Annotated in this window: 10 protein-coding genes and 2 pseudogenes; 11 read left to right on the forward strand and 1 reads right to left on the reverse strand. The window is 67.8% G+C overall.

Translation table 11 applies throughout. From position 1 onward, the window contains the following. Positions 1–124: 124 nt before the first annotated feature. Complete coding sequence (locus tag AQ610_RS35895) at positions 125–403, reverse strand: hypothetical protein (RefSeq protein WP_144411934.1); 279 nt, start codon at positions 401–403, stop codon at positions 125–127. A gap of 2 nt (positions 404–405) precedes the next feature. On the opposite strand from AQ610_RS35895, the pseudogene AQ610_RS09090 reads away from it, so the two are divergent. From AQ610_RS09090 to AQ610_RS09135, 11 genes and pseudogenes are all read left to right on the forward strand, one after another. Continuing rightward, positions 406–1,100: pseudogene (locus AQ610_RS09090) on the forward strand (NAD(P)-binding domain-containing protein); the annotation flags it as partial. A gap of 249 nt (positions 1,101–1,349) precedes the next feature. Continuing rightward, complete coding sequence (locus tag AQ610_RS09095; protein ID WP_045554840.1) at positions 1,350–3,983, forward strand: type VI secretion system Vgr family protein; 2,634 nt, start codon at positions 1,350–1,352, stop codon at positions 3,981–3,983. Then, entirely contained in the window at positions 3,983–4,837 is an 855-nt protein-coding gene (locus tag AQ610_RS09100) for a DUF4123 domain-containing protein (RefSeq protein ID WP_045554841.1), read from the forward strand. The genes AQ610_RS09095 and AQ610_RS09100 overlap by 1 nt, the downstream gene beginning before the upstream one ends. Before the next feature lie 30 nt (positions 4,838–4,867). Further along, positions 4,868–5,353 carry a DUF3304 domain-containing protein gene (locus AQ610_RS33090; protein WP_082262314.1) on the forward strand — a complete coding sequence of 162 codons (486 nt, stop codon included), beginning with the start codon at positions 4,868–4,870 and terminating at the stop codon, positions 5,351–5,353. A 21-nt stretch (positions 5,354–5,374) separates the two neighbouring features. Then, positions 5,375–6,967 (forward strand): T6SS phospholipase effector Tle1-like catalytic domain-containing protein, encoded by a 1,593-nt coding sequence (locus AQ610_RS09105; protein WP_045554842.1) that lies wholly within the window; start codon positions 5,375–5,377, stop codon positions 6,965–6,967. Positions 6,968–7,427: 460 nt separating this feature from the next. Continuing rightward, positions 7,428–8,304: pseudogene (mdh, locus tag AQ610_RS09110) on the forward strand (iron-dependent methanol dehydrogenase); the annotation flags it as partial. 176 nt (positions 8,305–8,480) lie between these two features. Continuing rightward, positions 8,481–8,921 (forward strand): type II secretion system minor pseudopilin GspI, encoded by a 441-nt coding sequence (gspI, locus tag AQ610_RS09115; protein WP_006026851.1) that lies wholly within the window; start codon positions 8,481–8,483, stop codon positions 8,919–8,921. Next, the gene (locus AQ610_RS09120; RefSeq protein WP_006026850.1) at positions 8,905–9,567 is read left to right on the forward strand and encodes a PulJ/GspJ family protein; all 663 of its coding nucleotides are present in this window, start codon (positions 8,905–8,907) and stop codon (positions 9,565–9,567) included. The genes gspI and AQ610_RS09120 overlap by 17 nt, the downstream gene beginning before the upstream one ends. A 293-nt stretch (positions 9,568–9,860) precedes the next feature. Continuing rightward, entirely contained in the window at positions 9,861–12,083 is a 2,223-nt protein-coding gene (locus AQ610_RS09125) for a tetratricopeptide repeat protein (protein WP_043282690.1), read from the forward strand. 55 nt (positions 12,084–12,138) lie between these two features. Next, positions 12,139–14,391, forward strand: coding sequence for a tetratricopeptide repeat protein (locus tag AQ610_RS09130; protein ID WP_006026848.1), 2,253 nt, complete (start codon positions 12,139–12,141; stop codon positions 14,389–14,391). Continuing rightward, entirely contained in the window at positions 14,388–16,631 is a 2,244-nt protein-coding gene (locus AQ610_RS09135) for a tetratricopeptide repeat protein (RefSeq protein WP_006026847.1), read from the forward strand. The genes AQ610_RS09130 and AQ610_RS09135 overlap by 4 nt, the downstream gene beginning before the upstream one ends. Positions 16,632–16,858 lie beyond the last annotated feature (227 nt).

Consider the following 16,858-nt stretch of genomic DNA (forward strand, 5'->3'; position numbering starts at 1 on the left):
GTCTTGCCTCAGGACGGAGTCTAGGTGCATATGCGGATATGTCAATAAAACGGAGGGTGGAATTTTTTTAAAGAGAATGAATCGTTCGTGATCGTGATTTTAAAAATAAAGAGAGACCGATTGGTTATTTCATTGAATGAATGGTGTTCGATGATTTGATGGATTGTTTTTTACAAAAATAAAGGGCGGCAGTGCGCTTGCGGTAAACGGTGGAATCGAGAATTTTGATTGACGCATTTCTCGCGAAAAACGAAATACGGGCGGCGAATCGGCTCGCCGGCGCGCAAATGCGTTCGGCGGCTCGGGGCCGATTGCCAAAATGAAGGGCCGCTTCGGCGCGACCGGGCGCTTTCGCCGCGCCCCGCTGTCGCATGAGCGGCTTTTTGCTCGCCAGCGACGACAAAAATCATCGTTTCGCGCACGGCGGCGTCTGCGCAGAATGTCTGCATTCCCACTCGCGCGTTGCGCCGCGCGTCGCCGCGGCGGCCGACACAGGCTGCGCCCGACAGTGGCATCGAAGCGGCGGCTGGCTTCGATCGAGCCGCCTTTCTGAAGGAGACAGCCGTAACCGCTGAAACAACGTCAATCGATACGCTCGTCGCGAACGGGCCGGCATGGCACGACCGGTTCCCGGGCCTCGGGTTCGAGGGCCTCGATCCGGATGCGTTCGCATCGAAGGATCAGGTGGCCGACTACTTCGAAGCGTATGCGAGAAGGATCGACGCGCCGATCCGCACGGGCGTCGACGTGACGCGCGTTGCGCGAGCGGCCGGCCCGGCTTCGTCGTCGACACGTCAGACGGCGTGATCGACGCGCGCCGCGTGGTCGTCGCGACGGGGCCGTTCCAGCGGCCCATCATCCCGCCCATCGCGCCGCCGGATGCGCGCATCGAGCAGATCCATTCCGCCGGCTATCGCAATCCGGGCCAGTTGCCGGACGGCGGCGTGCTGGTGGTCGGCGCGGGATCGTCGGGCGTGCAGATCGCCGACGAGTTGCGGCGCGCGGGCCGGCGCGTCTATCTGACGGTCGGGCCGCACGATCGTCCGCCGCGCCGCTATCGCAATCGCGCCTTCTGCTGGTGGCTCGGCGTGCTCGGCGAGTCGGTTCATATCAGTCTTTCCAGCGTGGAAAGTAGAGGAATATTCGCAAAAATATCTGTCCATTTGGGTTAGCCGGACTTGGCCGGCGCGCTGGAGGCTGGCTGCTTTCAAGTTTTCCCCAGCAGATTTGGTATCCTTATTCGCCAAAGAAGGCGGTTCGCCGGTACCGATACCGCGCTCGATCGCCTGACAACAAGGGGCGCGACGCGCCCCATTCCGGCGAACCTGAGAAAAAAAAGGATTTGAACCATGACGTTGGGGCCACGCGGGCCGCAGGAGGCGGCGTTTGCGCCGATCTTCGAGGCGATTCATCGTGGGCTGTTGCAGCGCGAGCGGCTGCTGAAGCTCGACACGCCGCTCGGCGCGAACACGCTGATTCCGTTGCGCGCGGTCGGCGACGCCAGGCTCGGCCGCGATTACACGTGGACAATCGACGCCGCGACCACGCGCGACGACCTGAATCCCGACGCGCTGATCGCGCAGCCCGTGACGCTGTGGCTCCAGCAGCCGCGCGGCGTGCTCGACCTGAATGCCGACTACCGGCCGATCCACGGCTACGTGCATACCGTGCGCCGGCTCGGGGCCGACGGCGGCCTGACGTCGTGGCAAATCGGCTTTTCGTCGGCGCTGCACTTTCTCCGGCATCGCCGCGACGAGCATTTCTGGCTCGACCGCGATGCGCAGGACATTCTGTCCGACGTATTCAATCGCTATCCGCCGCTTCAGGGCGCATTCCGGTTCGCGCTGAGCGGGGCGCTCGCGAAGCGTTCGTATTGCCGGCAGAGCGAAACCGACTGGCACTTCGTCAACCGGCTCATGGAAGACGAAGGGCTCTATGGCTACTGGACCCACGACGGTCGCGAGCAGAAGACGATGCTCAGGATCGTCGATCGCGTCGAGGCGCTGCCGGACGCCAAGCCGCTCGACTTCTATCGAGGCAATGCCGGCGACGAGTTCGACGGGTTCACGCAATGGGCAACGCTGCGCCAGTTGAACAGCGTGCACGTCGCCTCGCGTTCCGGCGACTACCAGCGGCCGGCGACGCCGTTCGAGGTCCGGCAGTCGGTGCAAACGACCCGCTACGTCGAGCAGACGAACTGGCGCACGCAGGAGCAGAAGGCGATTCCGTATCCGCCGCTCGAAGACTATAGCGCGGGTGCGTACCGGTATCCGGACTCGGATCGAGGCATTGCGTGGGCGCGCATTCGAGCGGAGGAATACGAGTCGCGCTCGAGGCGATACGCCGGCGTCGGCGGCTCGCGCTGGGTCGATGTCGGCGGCCGGTTCGTGCTGAGCGATCATCCGGCGCACGCCGAAGCCGATCCGAAGGAGCGGGAATTCGTCGCCGTTGCGGCCCGCTGGACGATCGAGAACAACGTGCCGATCGCCCGCTCGGGCCTGCATTTCCCGTACAGCCTGCAAGCGGACATCGAGCGGGCGCGTTCGGGCTATGGCCCGGCGTTCGCGGTTGCGCCGCATCCGCAGGACGGCGCGATGGGCCTCTACGTCATCGAAGTGGACGCGCAGCGCACCGACATCGAATACCGCAGCCCGTTCGAGCATCGCAAGCCGGCCATGTCGGTCGAGATGGCGACGGTGGTCACACCGAACGGCGAGGAGGTCTGGACCGATCCGCTGAACCGCGTGCGCGCGCGATTCCATTGGGACAGGCAGAGTCCGCCCGACGCGTTCGAGACGTCGCCGCCGTTGCTGGTCGCGCAGTCGGATACCGGGCAGCAGTATGGCGGCGTACACGTGCCGCGTCGCGGCGAGACCGTCTATGTCGATTTCGTCGGCGGCGACTGCGACCGCCCGTATATCGTATCGCGCGCGCCGGGCGGGGCGACGCCGCCGATGTGGCATTCGGACGGGCTGCTGTCGGGCTTCCAGTCGCGCGAATACGGAGGCGGCGGCGGTTACAGCGAGATGCAGCTCGACGATGCGACCGGACAGGTGCGCGCGCGTCTGCTGAGCAAGACGCGGGGCGACTACAGTCATCTGACGCTCGGCTACGGGATCGTTCAGCGGGGCAATACGCGCGGCCGCTATCTCGGCTCGGGCTTCACGCTGCATGCCGACCAATACGGCGCGGTCCGCGCGAATCGCGGCCTGTACATCGGCACGCACTCGACCCGCCATGACGCCGAGCAACTGGAGGTGGACGCGGCGCGCGATCAACTGAAGGACGCGGCCGAGGTGCTCGCGCAGCAGTCGTCGCTGAGCGAGCAGCATCGTGCGGAGAGTCTGAAAGCGGGTCACGACGCGCTCACGGAACTGACCGACGCGACGCGGCAGCCGGTCGAGCCGGGCTTGAGCGGCGGGCGCACCTCGGGCGGCGGCACGGGCAGCGCGAACGGCTTCAAGGTGCCGGCGATGCTGCTCGGCAGCGCGGGCGGCATGGGCCTGACGACGTTTCAGTCGCTGCACGCGTCGGCGGATCGGCACGTGAACGTCGTCGCGGGTCAAAGCGCGTTCGTCGCGACGGGGAAGTCGTTCGTGGCAAGCGCGGGCGAGAAGGTGAGCGTGTTCGCGCAGGACGGGATCAAGCTGTTCGCGAAGGACGCGATTCAGATCGAGTCGCATCGCGAGACGCTCGACCTGATCGGCCAGAAGACGGTGCGGATCGTGTCGGCGACGGAGCGCATCGAGATCGCGGCGGACAAGGAGATACTGATCACGTCGGGGCAGGCGTACATCCGGCTGAAGGACGGGGACATCCAGATCCATGCGCCGGGCAGGATCGACATCAAGGGCAGCATGCACAATTTCTCGGGCCCGGCCAGCATGCCGTATCCGATGCCGACGCAGCCGGATGCGGTGTGCGTGCCGTGCATGATGAAGCGCGCGGCGGGGCGATCGGCGTTCGTGTCGACGGGGGGCTGATGGATACGCAAACCGTGTTCGGCGAGGCCGATTCGTTAGGGGCGCACCTATATGTGCTCGTCGACCCGTTGCAGAACGGCAGTCTGCCCGGTGCATTGTCGGTCCGGTCGGACCATGTCGCGTGCCTGATGGACGGCGGAGCGGACGTGCGGGCCGTTTCGCCGCATCTCGTCTATATCCCTCCAAGTCACTTTGAATCGGCGCGCGCATGGCTGGAGCGACATGGGCCGTCATCGCCGTGCGCGACGATGCTCGCATCGCCATTGTCGCTTGCAGTGCTCGCGGAGCATCTGAAGTCGTTTCTGCGCGTGCGCTTGCCGGATGGCGAACCGATCGTGCTCGCGTATTGGGACCCGGCGATTCTCGCGACGCTGGTCGGTTCGCAAGACGACGAGACGCTGTTCGTGAAAGGGCCGGTGCTGTCCGACGCGCAGCGTCAGGCATGGCTCGCGCCGATCCTGAGGTGGACGTATTGGGATCGCGAAGGCGCGCTGCGTCAGATCGACTGGCGTCAGGATCGGATGCCGGCCTCCGCCGCGACGCTCAGGCCGCCGTTCAAGCTCGATCAGGGGCAGGTGGATGCTTTGATTGATGCGAGTGTGCCGGACGGGTTGCTATTGCATCTCAATGAACGCGATCCGTCGACGTTAGCTGAAATCCCGGAAGACGAGCGCTACGGATTCGTATGCCGGCAGATTGAACGTGCTCGGCAGCGCGGTATCGAGGGAGTCGGCGTGCTCATGGAATACTGCTCGCTTGCCGCCCGGTATGGGGAGGCGTTCGAGGCATCGCCCGAAGGCGCTGCATTATTGAAACCGCTACTACCGGTAGCGATCGATCGACCCCAAGCATAATCAGGCTATTTGCCAAGAAGGACGCACAAGATGACCTTTGCTACATTCCAGCGCATGGCTTTCGCGGCGGGCTTTGCTGTCTTCACGCTGACCGCTTGCGCGGGTTCTAGTTTCTTGCCCGACGATCCTCTTAAGGGAGCCGGGCCTGCACTTGGAATGGTGCCGATTAATCATACGGATCGGTATGCGGTGAACATCTTCGTCGAAAAGTATTGGGCTGGCGACGCAGTAGCACATAACGCAGGAGGGAAAACGGCTTGCTGTTTTCCCGGTGTGAAGGACTGGAATAAGCCCGTGACAGTGACGTGGGAATGGGGGTACGAGGAGGATCCGAAGACAAAGGCGGTAACACGGCCAGACGAAAAACATACCGTGCAAGTTCATTTTCCGCCGGGTGGCCCAAATCAAGGTTCCGATCCATACAAGACGGACGCGTACCTCTGCGTTATTTTGCGTGATCGTAATACTGCCGAGTTGGCTTTTTCGCCTAGCGGAACTGGGTGTGCGGCCAAGTAAAACTATCAAACAGGGACGATTATGACAGTTCGACAAGCTGGCAAGCCGATTACTTATGAAGAGATCGCGCGTGCAGCGATTGACGGAGCGACGAAGCGTATCCTTCGACAGTGTCCAGCCAATCAGGCAGATGCGATTGCATGTCGACTCTATCCGGCACTGTCGTTCTTCTTCGATGGTACGAATAATAATATGGATCGAGACCTGCCACTCAAAAAGCATTCGAACGTTGTCAAGCTATTTCGTTCTGCGAAGGACTCCGTGGGCGATGAAGCAAGGGCTCTTTATCTTCCTGGCGTTGGAACGCCTTTTAAGTTTATGAAGGTGGCGGGTTATACCGATCAATTGAAAGACGATGACGGTGGGATTGCCGGACTGGGGCTAGGCGCGGGGGGCGATCTGCGTATCAAATATGCATTGGCCGAGTTTTCTCGCCGACTTGAGATTGAATGGGGACCGGGCTCATGGAAGCATATGCGCGAAATCACCGTGGCGATTTTCGGGTTTTCGCGGGGCGCAACGGAGGCACGAGCGTTTGTTCGTCGATTCGTGGAGCAGAAATGCAGTAAAGACGGCGGCAAGCTGTACTGGGCCGCTCCGAATGGCGTGCGCGTGCCGTTGCGTATCAACTTTATGGGACTGTTCGATACCGTCGCTTCAGTGGGCGGTCCCGCTTTACATCTTGATTGGGCGTCGGAACTGGCGATCCCGGCCGAAGTGGAGCGTTGCGTGCACTATGTCTCGGCGCATGAGGTGCGACGAGCATTTCCGCTCGATTCGGTGCGCGTCGACAAGACCTATCCGGGCAACTGCGAGGAAGTCGTATATCCGGGCGTGCATTCCGATGTCGGCGGCGGTTACGGGCCGGAAGAGCAGGGGCGCGAGCAGGACTTGTCGTTGATTCCACTGCGACACATGTATGCAGAAGCTTTGCGGGCCGGCGTGCCATTGCAACCGCTAGACCAGATGGAGCCGAGATTTCGGGACGATTTCAAGCTGGCCGACGACGCTCGGATCGTGAAGTTATACAACGAGTATATGGCTGCGCTTCCGGCCGCGTTCGGCGATGGCCTCGAAGCGCTGATCCAACCGCACCGTTACCTGAACTTCCGGTGGCGCAGCGTTCTTGCTCGCAACCGTGCGGACGATCGCGTATTGGGGCGGCTCTATCAAAAAGTCGGCGCATCGTTTTGCGCGGCCGTGTCGGCCGGAACCGACGCTGACCACCCGCCATGCCAGCCGAACGAATGGGTCTATGACGTGCCGAAGGATCCCGAAGAGCAAGCCAGACAACTATTGGGCGAGCAGCGGCGGCTGGAGCGGCATATCGAGTTCCTGCGCAACCCGATCGAATGCCGCCCCGGCCCGCATAGCTACCCGCCGACCCCGCGCGAACTGACTCCATACGAAAAAATGATCCTGTCGGCGTGGGACGAGCACGAGCCGCCTTTGCTGGCCGTCGATCAACTGCTGGCCGAATACGTTCACGATTCGGTTGCTGCATTCACGTCGTGGCCCTGTGCGCTATGGGATCAGCGGGGGATCTGGTGTGACCAGCGGCGCTATCTCGCGGAGAATGACCCGATGAATGCGGGGGATTTAGCAGTGGCGTAGGCTTTTGCCAATGTCAGAGCCATTACGGTGGCTCGAGCGGTCTTCCCGGAAAGAACGCGGGGACTTCAGCGTGGTTTGTGTGTCGATGTCTGAGGGCGAGTGGAGAGCAACCAGAGCCGCGTTGCAATCGATCTGCGATCCGGTTAGGGCCGGATACGCTAAAGCCCGCTGATCACGGGCACTTTCCCAGTGCGACAGATTTGCTACAGCACGAGGCGAGAGGCTTGTGGAACAAGACTTTTGCCTCTCATTCCATCCCCTGATCCACGTGATCCACAAGGGGAGGTACGACATCGAGTCGATCTTCGTCGCGGACGGCGGCATCTCCGGCCGCTTCAATCCGCAGGCGCTCGCGGCCTGCGCGATCGGCGTCGCCGTGCAGATTCCGTTCATGAACACGCCGATGTACGCGGGCCCGATTCCGCGCTACCTCGACGGCGCGGATCTGTCGTGGCTCGTCGGCCTTCAGGCCGTCATCTTCCCGGGCGCGGAGCCCAATCCGACCGACATCAACGTCCGCGACGGCATCGAGCTCTATCAGCGCGAGGGGTGCGACTTCATCGTTTCGCTCGGCGGCGGGTCGTCGCACGACTGCGCGAAAGGCATCGGGCTCGTCACCGCCGGAGGCGGACATATCCGCGACTATGAAGGGATCGACAAATCGACGGTGCCGATGACGCCGTTGATTTCGATCAACACGACGGCGGGCACGGCAGCGGAGATGACACGATTCTGCATCATCACCAACTCCAGCAATCACGTGAAAATGGCGATCGTCGATTGGCGCTGCACGCCGCTCATCGCCATCGACGATCCGCGCCTGATGGTGGCGATGCCGCCCGCGCTGACCGCCGCAACCGGCATGGACGCGCTCACGCACGCGGTGGAGGCCTACGTTTCCACGGCCGCGACGCCGATCACCGACGCCTGCGCCGAAAAAGGCCATCGCGCTGATCGGCGAATGGCTGCCGAAGGCTGTCGCGAACGGCGAATCGATGGAGGCGCGCGCGGCGATGTGCTATGCGCAGTATCTCGCCGGGATGGCGTTCAACAACGCGTCGCTCGGCTATGTGCACGCGATGGCGCACCAGCTCGGCGGTTTCTACAACCTCCCGCACGGGGTCTGCAATGCAATCCTGCTGCCGCACGTGTCCGAGTTCAACCTGATTGCCGCGCCTGAACGCTTCGCCACCGTCGCGTTGCTCCTCGGCGTCAATACGGCCGGCTTGAGCACCGTCGATGTCGCTCGGGCCGCCATTGCGGCGATCCGCGGGCTCTCGGCATCGATCGGCATCCCGGCCGGCCTGGTCGCGTTGGGCGTCAAGGCCGAAGACCACGTCCGCCGCCTGGCTGTCTCGTCCCGACTGGAATGGTCCGTACCATTCGACACGTGTCTGCCATACGCGTCGCTTAATGTGCGTACGCGGCGCCGGCCGCGCCGGCGCGGGATGCCTCGCGTGAGCCGGCTTCGCATCCAGTACGGCGCCGGGCGACTTATCGACAGACGCAGGCCATGTGCGACGACAAAACCGACCATCACGATCGTCCGGCACGCGGCGGTTCGCGCGCGGCACGGGAACGGGAACAGGAACAGGGATTCACGCTGATCGAGGTGCTGGTCGCGCTCGCGATCGTCGCGATCGCATTGGGCGCCGTGATGCGCGCGATCGGTGCGCTCGCGTCGGACACCGATACGGCCCGCATGCGCCTGCTCGCGTTGTGGAGCGCCGACAACGCGCTCGGCGAGATTCGCATCGCGTCGAGCTGGCCGCCGGTCGGCGCGCGCACGTTCGCGTGTCCGCAGGGGCGTTATCCGTTCGTGTGCCGCCAATCCGTCGCGGCGCTGCCGAGCCCGCTCGTGCGCCGGGTGACGGTGAGCGTCTATCCGTCGGCGTCGAGCCGCAACGTGCTCGCCGAAGTCGCGACGGTGATCCAGAATGAGGCGCGGCGCTGAACCGCGCGCGCTAGCGCGCGCACGGGGCTTCACGCTGATCGAGATGCTGGTCGCGATCGCGCTGCTGGCCGTGATCGCGTTGCTGTCGTGGCGCGGGCTCGACGCGACGATCCGCGGCCGCGACGGCATCGCGTCGAATCTCGCGCAAACGCGCCTGCTCGGCCGCTATTTCTCGCAGTTGCAGTTCGACTTGCTGAACCTCGTGACGGCCGACGAGGTGTTCGGGCCGCCGCTGCGCATCCTGCCGAACGAGCTCGTGATGGTGCGTCACCTCGGCGTAGGCGGCGGGCCGACGCAGGTACAGGTCGTGCGCTACCAGTTGCGCGGGCGCGAGCTCGTGCGCAGCGCGTCCCGGCCGCTCGCGTCGCTCGCCGAGGTCGAGGACGCGCTGCATCACATGGATGCGTTCGCGCGCGTCGTCGTCGGCCGCGATGCGCGGTCGATGCAGCTTTTCGTATGGATTCCGCCCGGCGGATGGACCACGAGCCAGGCCGTCGTCGAGCAGGCCTACGCGCAATTCCTCGCGCAGCACGGCGTGAGCAATTCGACGTCGCTCGGGATGCCGCTGCCGCGCGGGGTTCGCTTCGCGGTCACGATGGGCTCGCCCGCGGTCGAATACGTGCGGACGATTCCGATCGGGCAGTGACGGCGCCGCGCGACGCCGCGCATGCGCCCCGGCGGGCGCCCGGGCACGGATCGGATCGAGCGCGGGCATGCGCTTGCGGCGCATCGGCACATCGTCTGCGCGACCGGGCCGCCCGAGCGCGAGCGCGACCGCCCCGGCGCGAAAAGCGCGCCGTCCCCCCAGGGCGAAATGGTCCGTAACTTTCGTCATACGTCTGTTATCGGCCGTCCGTTAGTCTCGCCGTGGGCATGATCGCCGCGACCGCCGCTTCGGACGGTCGAGCGGCGGCGCCGGCAATCGGGAAGGGGGCGAACGTGACGGTCGAGCACCGGCATGAGGCACACGCGGGCGCGTCGGGGAACGACGCGTCCGGACAATGGCAATCGGCAGCCGTTCTGGCGCGCGCGAGGAACTGGCACAGCGCCGGAAGGCTCGACGACGCGGCGTGCGAGTATCTCCGCGTGCTCGCGAAGGCGCCCGACGATCCGCGGGCGCTGCATCTGTACGGCGTGCTGCAGTTCCAGCGCGGCGCGGCCGACGACGCCGAATCGCTGCTGCGCCGCTCGATCGCCATCGAGTCGGGCGTGCGCGCGCTGTCGGATCTCGGCGCGATCGCCGGCGAGCGCGGCCGCCTCGACGAGGCGCTCGAGCATTTTGCCGCCGCGTTGCGCGCGGAGCCGGGCGACGTGCAGACGCTCGTGCGCCGCGGCAACACGTTGCTCGCGCTGCGCCGCCATGACGATGCGCTGGCGTCGTTCGACCGCGCGCTCGCCGTGTCGCCGCTCGTGCTCGATGCGCTGTGCAATCGCGGCAGCGCGCTGCGCGCGCTCGGCCGCTTCGACGAGGCGCTCGACACGTACGATCGCGCGCTGATGGTCGAGCCGCGTTCGTTCGAATCGTGGTTCAACCGCGGGCTCGTGCTTCGCGAACTGGGGCGGCCGGCCGACGCGCTGCCATGCTTCGACCGCGCGCTCGCGATCCGGCCCGGCATGGCCGCGATCGCGGCGGAGCGCGGCCGGGCGCTCGTCGCTCTCGGCCGCTACGGCGAAGCGCTCGCCGCATACGACGAGGTGATCGCGGCCGATCCCGCGTGCGTCGACGCGCTCCATGACAGCGCGGTCGCGCTCGCGCGGCTCGGCCGCGCAGACGAGGCGCTGATGCGCTGCGAGCGCGTGCTCGCGCTCGATCCGCTCCACGCCCGCGCGCTCGCGAGCCGCGGCGACGCGCTGTTGCAGCTCGAGCGTTACGGCGACGCGCTCGACAGCTATGCGCGCGCGCTTGCGATCGAGCCGCATTCGGCCGAGACGCTGTGCAATCGCGGCACCGCGCTGCGATTCCTGAAGCGCTTCGACGAAGCCCTGGCCAGTTGCAACGCCGCGCTCGCGTGCGACGGCCGCTTCGCGCACGCATGGATGGCTCGCGGCGGCGTGCTGCGGGATCTGCACCGCCACGACGAAGCGGCGGCGTCGCTCGACCGTGCGCTCGCGCTGCGCCCAGATCATGCGGCGAACTGGCTCGATCGCGGCAACCTCCATGCGGACATGGCGCAGATGGACGACGCGCGCGCCGCATACGACCGCGCGATCGCCCTGCATCCCGGCTACGTCGACGCGCATGTCGCGCGCGCGTCGCTTCATCTGATGGCGGGCGAGTTCGCGCGCGGCTGGCCCGAATACGAATGGCGGCTGCGCGATGCGCGGCTCGCGCGTCACGATCGCCCGTTCACGCAGCCGTCGTGGCGCGGCGACGCGCCGCTCGACGGCAAGACCCTCCTGATCCACGCGGAGCAGGGTGTCGGCGACACGCTCCAGTTCTGCCGCTACGTGCCGCTCGCGGCCGCGCGCGGCGCGCGCGTCGTGTTCGAAGTCGCGCCGCCGCTGCGTACGCTGATGGCGTCGCTGCACGGCGCGGCCGACGTAATCGCGCGCGGCGCGCCGCTGCCGCCGTTCGACTGTCGCGCGCCGCTGCTGAGCCTGCCGCTTGCGTTTCGCACCGACGAAGCGAGCATTCCGCGCGCGGCCGCCTACCTGCATGCGGACCCGCAGCGCACGCGCGAGTGGGACGCGTCGCTCGGCGCGCGGCGCCGGCCGCGGATCGGGCTCGCATGGGCCGGCGATCCGGCGCACCGGAACGATCACAACCGGTCGATCGACCTCGCGCGGCTCGCGCCGCTGTTCGATCTCGACATCGACTGGGTGAGCCTGCAGAAGCCCGTGCGCGAGCATGACGAAGCGCTGCTCGCGACCGTTCCCGTGCGGTGCGTCGACGACGAGCTCGGCGATTTCGCGGACACGGCCGCGCTGATCGGCGCGCTCGATCTCGTGATCGCAGTCGATTCGGCGGTCGCGCATCTCGCGGGCGCGCTCGGGCATCCCGTCTGGCTGCTGCTGCCCGATCCGCCGGACTGGCGCTGGATGCGCGCCCGCACCGACAGCCCGTGGTATCCGTCGGCGCGGCTCTTCCGCCAGCCGGCGCCCGGCAAATGGGCGGACGTGATCGACGCGGTGCTCGCCGCGATCGAGGCGATGGCACGTTAGGGTCTGTAAACAGACCCTGGGGATAACGAAGCACAACGATCAGCGGGGCCACACGATGACATCGAACGGGGAAGGGACGACACTCGCGAGCGCGCTGGCGGAGCCGCGATCGCCGGATCGCCGCCCGCCCGACGCCGCGCAGCTCGAACGGCTGCTCGCCCGCGCGCGCAACGCGCATCGCGAGGGCGCGCTGCAGCACGCGGAGAAAGCATACGCCGAGCTGCTCGCGCTCGATCCCGATCACCCGGAAGCGCTGCATCTGCTCGGCGCGGTGCGCTTCCAGCAAGGGCGGCTCGACGACGCCGAGCCGCTGATGCGGCGCTCGGTCGAGCATCGGCCGGCGCCGCTCGCGCTCGCGAACTACTCGGCCGTGCTCGCAGGGCTCGGGCGCGCGTGCGACGCGCTCGCGCGCCTCGACGAAGCGCTCGCGATCAATCCCGCGCATCCGCGCGCGTTGTACCAGCGGGCCGGCCTGCTCGCGCAACTGGCGCGGCACGACGACGCGCGCGCCGCATACGATCGTTTGCTCGAACGCACGCCCGGCTTCGCCGACGGCTACGTGAAGCGCAGCGACACGCTGCGCGCGCTCGGCCGTTTCGACGCCGCGCTCGCCGATTGCGACCGCGCGGTCGCGCTCGCGGGCCGCACGTTCGACGCGATGCGCGCGCGCGGGCTCGCGCTGCGCGCGCTCGGCCGCTTCGGCGACGCGGCGGACAGCTACGGCCACGCGCTCGCGCTGACGCCGGGCAGCGCCGATGTATTGTTCCTGCGCGGCGTCGCGTATCTGGACCTGCACGACCCCGAGCGCGCGCTCGCGGATTTCAATGCGGCGATCGCGGCGAGCCCCGGGTTCGTCGACGCGATCTTCAACAGCTCGATCGCGCTCGACCAGCTCGGCCGGTACGACGACGCGCTCGCGCGCTGCGAGCGCGCGCTCGCGATCGAGCCGCGCCACGCGCGCGCGCTCGCGAATCGCGGCAACGCGGCGAGTCATCTGGGGCGCCACGGCGACGCGGTCGACAGCTACGCCCGCGCGCTCGACGTCGAACCGGACAGCGTCGGCGTGCTGTGCAACTACGCGAGCGCGCTGATGCGCGTCGATCGCCATCGCGATGCGCATCGCGCGTGCGACCGCGCGCTCGCGCTCGCGCCGCACGATCCGCACGCGTCGTTGACGCGCGCGCGCGTGAGGCTGGAGACGCACCGCTACGACGAGGCGCTCGACGATCTCACGCGCGCGATCGCCGTCGCGCCGCGCGAGAAGCTCGCGCATTTCCACCGCGGCAACGCATTGCGCGCGCTGCGGCGTCACGAGGAAGCGCGGCAGGCCTACGCGGATGCGATCGACATCGATCCCGACTACGCGCCCGCGCACTGCATGCGCGCGTTCCTGTGCCTGTCGATCGGCGATTTCGAAGCCGGCTGGGCCGAGTACGAATGGCGCTGGCGCGACAGCCAGCTCGACGGAAGCCGGCGCGACTTCGCGCAGCCGCGCTGGACGCGCGGCATGCCGATCGACGGGCGCACGATCCTGCTGTACCACGAGCAAGGGCTCGGCGATACGCTGCAGTTCTGCCGCTACGTGCCGCGCGTGAAGGCGCTCGGCGCGCGCGTCGTGGTCGAGGCGCCCGTCGAGCTGAAGACCCTGTTCGCGACGCTCGACGGCGTCGACGCGCTCGTCGCGCGCGGCGAGCCGCTGCCGCCGTTCGACCTGCATTGCCCGCTCCTCAGCCTGCCGCTCGAATTGCGCACCGATCTGTCGTCGATTCCGGCGGACGTGCCGTACCTGCGGGCCGACCCCGTTCGCGTCGAGCGCTGGCGGATGCGTCTCGGCGCGAGCGGCCAGCCGCGCGTCGGTCTCGTGTGGTCGGGCAATCCGCTGCACGTGAACGACCGCAACCGTTCGATGACGCTCGCAGATCTGCTGCCGCTGCTCGACGACCGCTACGACTGGGTGAGCCTGCAGAAGGTGATGCGCGATGACGACCGTCCGGCGCTCGACGCGAGCCCGGTTCGCTTCGTCGGCGACGAGCTGGCGGATTTCGCGGACACGGCCGCGCTCGTCGAAGCGATGGATGCGGTGATCAGCGTCGATACGTCGGTCGCGCACCTGGCCGGCGCGCTCGGCCGGCCGCTCGCCGTGATGCTGCCGCACACGCCCGACTTCCGCTGGCTGCTCGATCGCGACGACAGCCCGTGGTATCCGGGCGCGCGGCTGTTCCGCCAGCCCGAGGGCGGCGAGTGGGCGAGCGTCGTCGAGCGGGTCCGCGGCGCGCTGCCGGCGCTCGTGGCCGCAGGCGCGCGGTGAGCGCGGGGCCGGCGTCCGGCGTGCATGCCGCATCGCTGCGGGCAGCCGTCGACGACGCGCTGCGCCACGCGCGCAAGCGGCTCGAGCAGCGCGATTTCGCGGGCGCGGGGCGGCTCTACGAAGGCGTGCTGACGATGATGCCGGACCACGTCGAGGCGCTCCATCTGCTCGGGCTCGTCCATCTGCAGCTCGGCGATCCGGCGCGCGCGGAGCCGCTGATCGCGCGGTCGATGCGGTTCGGCCTGAACCAGCCGTGGAATCTCGCGAATCATGCGGCGGCGCTGACGGGCGTGGGCCGCCATCGCGAAGCGCTCGACGCCGCCGAGCGCGCGCTCGCGGGCGACGCCGGCCACGCGCCGTCGCATGCGGCGCGCGGCGACGCGCTGCTCGCGCTCGGCCGGCACGACGACGCGGTGGCGTCGTACGATCGCGCGCTCACGCGCGAGCCGGGCCGCGCTGCCACGTGGGTCCGGCGCGGCGAGGCGCTGCGCGCGCTCGGCCGGCCCGCCGACGCGCTGATCAGCGTCGGGCGCGCGCTGCGTGTCGATCCGGACGACCCGCGCGCGCACGCCGAACGCGGCCACGCGCTGCGTGCGCTCGGTCGCGGCGACGAAGCGCTGCACAGCTACCAGCTCGCAATGGTCGTGCGCGGCAAGACGCCCGATCTCGTCTACGCATGCGGGTACGCGCTGATCGAGCTGGGCCGGCCGGCCGAGGCGCTCGCATGCATCGACGAAGGGCTCGCCCGCGCGCCGGACGACGCGCAGTTGCTGTTCGTGAGCTGCGTCGCGCTCGATCTGCTGCACTTGCGCGACGAATTGCTGAAGCGATGCGACCGGCTGCTCGCGCTGAACCGCGACGACGTCGGCGCGTGGATCGGCCGCGGCAACGCGCTGCTCGGGCTCCGGCGCCACGCGCAGGCCGCGCACGCGTATGGCGAGGCGCTCGCGCGCGCGCCGGCCGATTTCGACGCGCTGCGCAATCGCGCGGGCGCGCTGCGCTCGCTCGGCGCGTTCGACGATGCGCTCGCGCTGTACGACCGCGCGCTCGAAGCGGCCGGCCCGCATGCGGAAGTGCTGTGCAACCGCGCGCTCACGTTGCAGCATCTCGGCCGCCACGACGAAGCGCTCGCCGGTTACGCCGCCGCCGCCGTCGCGCCCGGCCATTCGGCGCAGGAGATCCATGCGCGCGCGGTCGCGCGCCAGCAGCTCGGCGATCACGCCGCCGCGCTCGCCGATTTCGCGCTCGCCTGCGCACGCGATCCGAAGCACGGCGTCGCGCGTCGATCCGAGGCGTTCTGCCGCCTGCTGATGGGCGATTTCGATGCCGGCTGGCGGCAGCACGAGGCGCGCTGGGACGCCGCCGACGTCGCGCTGCACCGGCGTCATGCGGACCGGCCGCAATGGCGCGGCGACGTGCCGCTCGCGGGCCGCACGCTGCTGCTGCACGCGGAGCAGGGTTTCGGCGACACGCTGCAGTTCTGCCGCTACGCGAGCCTCGCTCACGACCGCGGCGCGACCGTGCTCATCGAAGCGCCGCAGGCGCTGGCCGAACTGCTCGGCACGCTGAGAGGCGTCGCCGGCGTCGTCGCCGAAGAGCAGGCCGTGCCGGCGTTCGACCTGCACTGTCCGCTGATGAGCATGCCTTACGCGTTTTGCACGACGCTCGACACGGTGCCGGCGGACGTGCCGTATCTGCGCGCCGACCCGCGGCGGCGCGCCGCGTGGATCGAGCGGCTCGACGCGGCCGCGCCGTCGCGCCGGCTGCGGGTGGGGCTCGCATGGTCCGGCAATCCGCTGCACGCGAACGACGAGAACCGCTCGATGACGTTCGCCGCGCTCGCGCCGCTCGTCGCGCTCGACGCGACGTTCGTGAGCCTGCAGCCGCAGGTGCGCCCGCGCGACGCCGACGCGTTCGGCGCAAGCGGCGTCCTGTCGTTCGACGGCGCGCTGACGGATTTTGCGCAGACGGCCGCGCTCGTCGACGCGCTGGACCTCGTCGTGAGCGTCGACACGTCGGTCGCGCATCTGGCGGGCGCGCTCGGGCGGCCCGCATGGGTGCTGCTGCCGCGCGTGCCCGACTGGCGCTGGCTGCTCGATCGCGACGACAGCCCGTGGTATCCGGGCGCGACGCTGTTCAGGCAGACGCGCCCCGGCGACTGGCGCCCGGTGGTCGAGCGCGTCGCGGCGGCGCTCGCCGCGCGCATCGCGCGGGGAACCCGCGTGACGGGCCGACTGTGACAAAAGCTACGGACCTTTCGCGGGCGGCCGGAATGGTCCGTAACACCCGCCATGCCGTTGCCATCGGGCCTTCGTATGTTCTCTCGATTCCACGGCCTGTCACGGCCTGTTTCAGGTGCAGCTCGGACGCAACCCGGGCGCAACCCAAGGGCAACGACATGCGCGGCTTCGATTCGGCGTCGTTTTCGGCGCGTTTCGTCGCCATGCGCAATTTTCCAGGATTCGGA

It is taken from the genome of Burkholderia humptydooensis, assembly GCF_001513745.1.
Lineage (GTDB): Bacteria > Pseudomonadota > Gammaproteobacteria > Burkholderiales > Burkholderiaceae > Burkholderia > Burkholderia humptydooensis.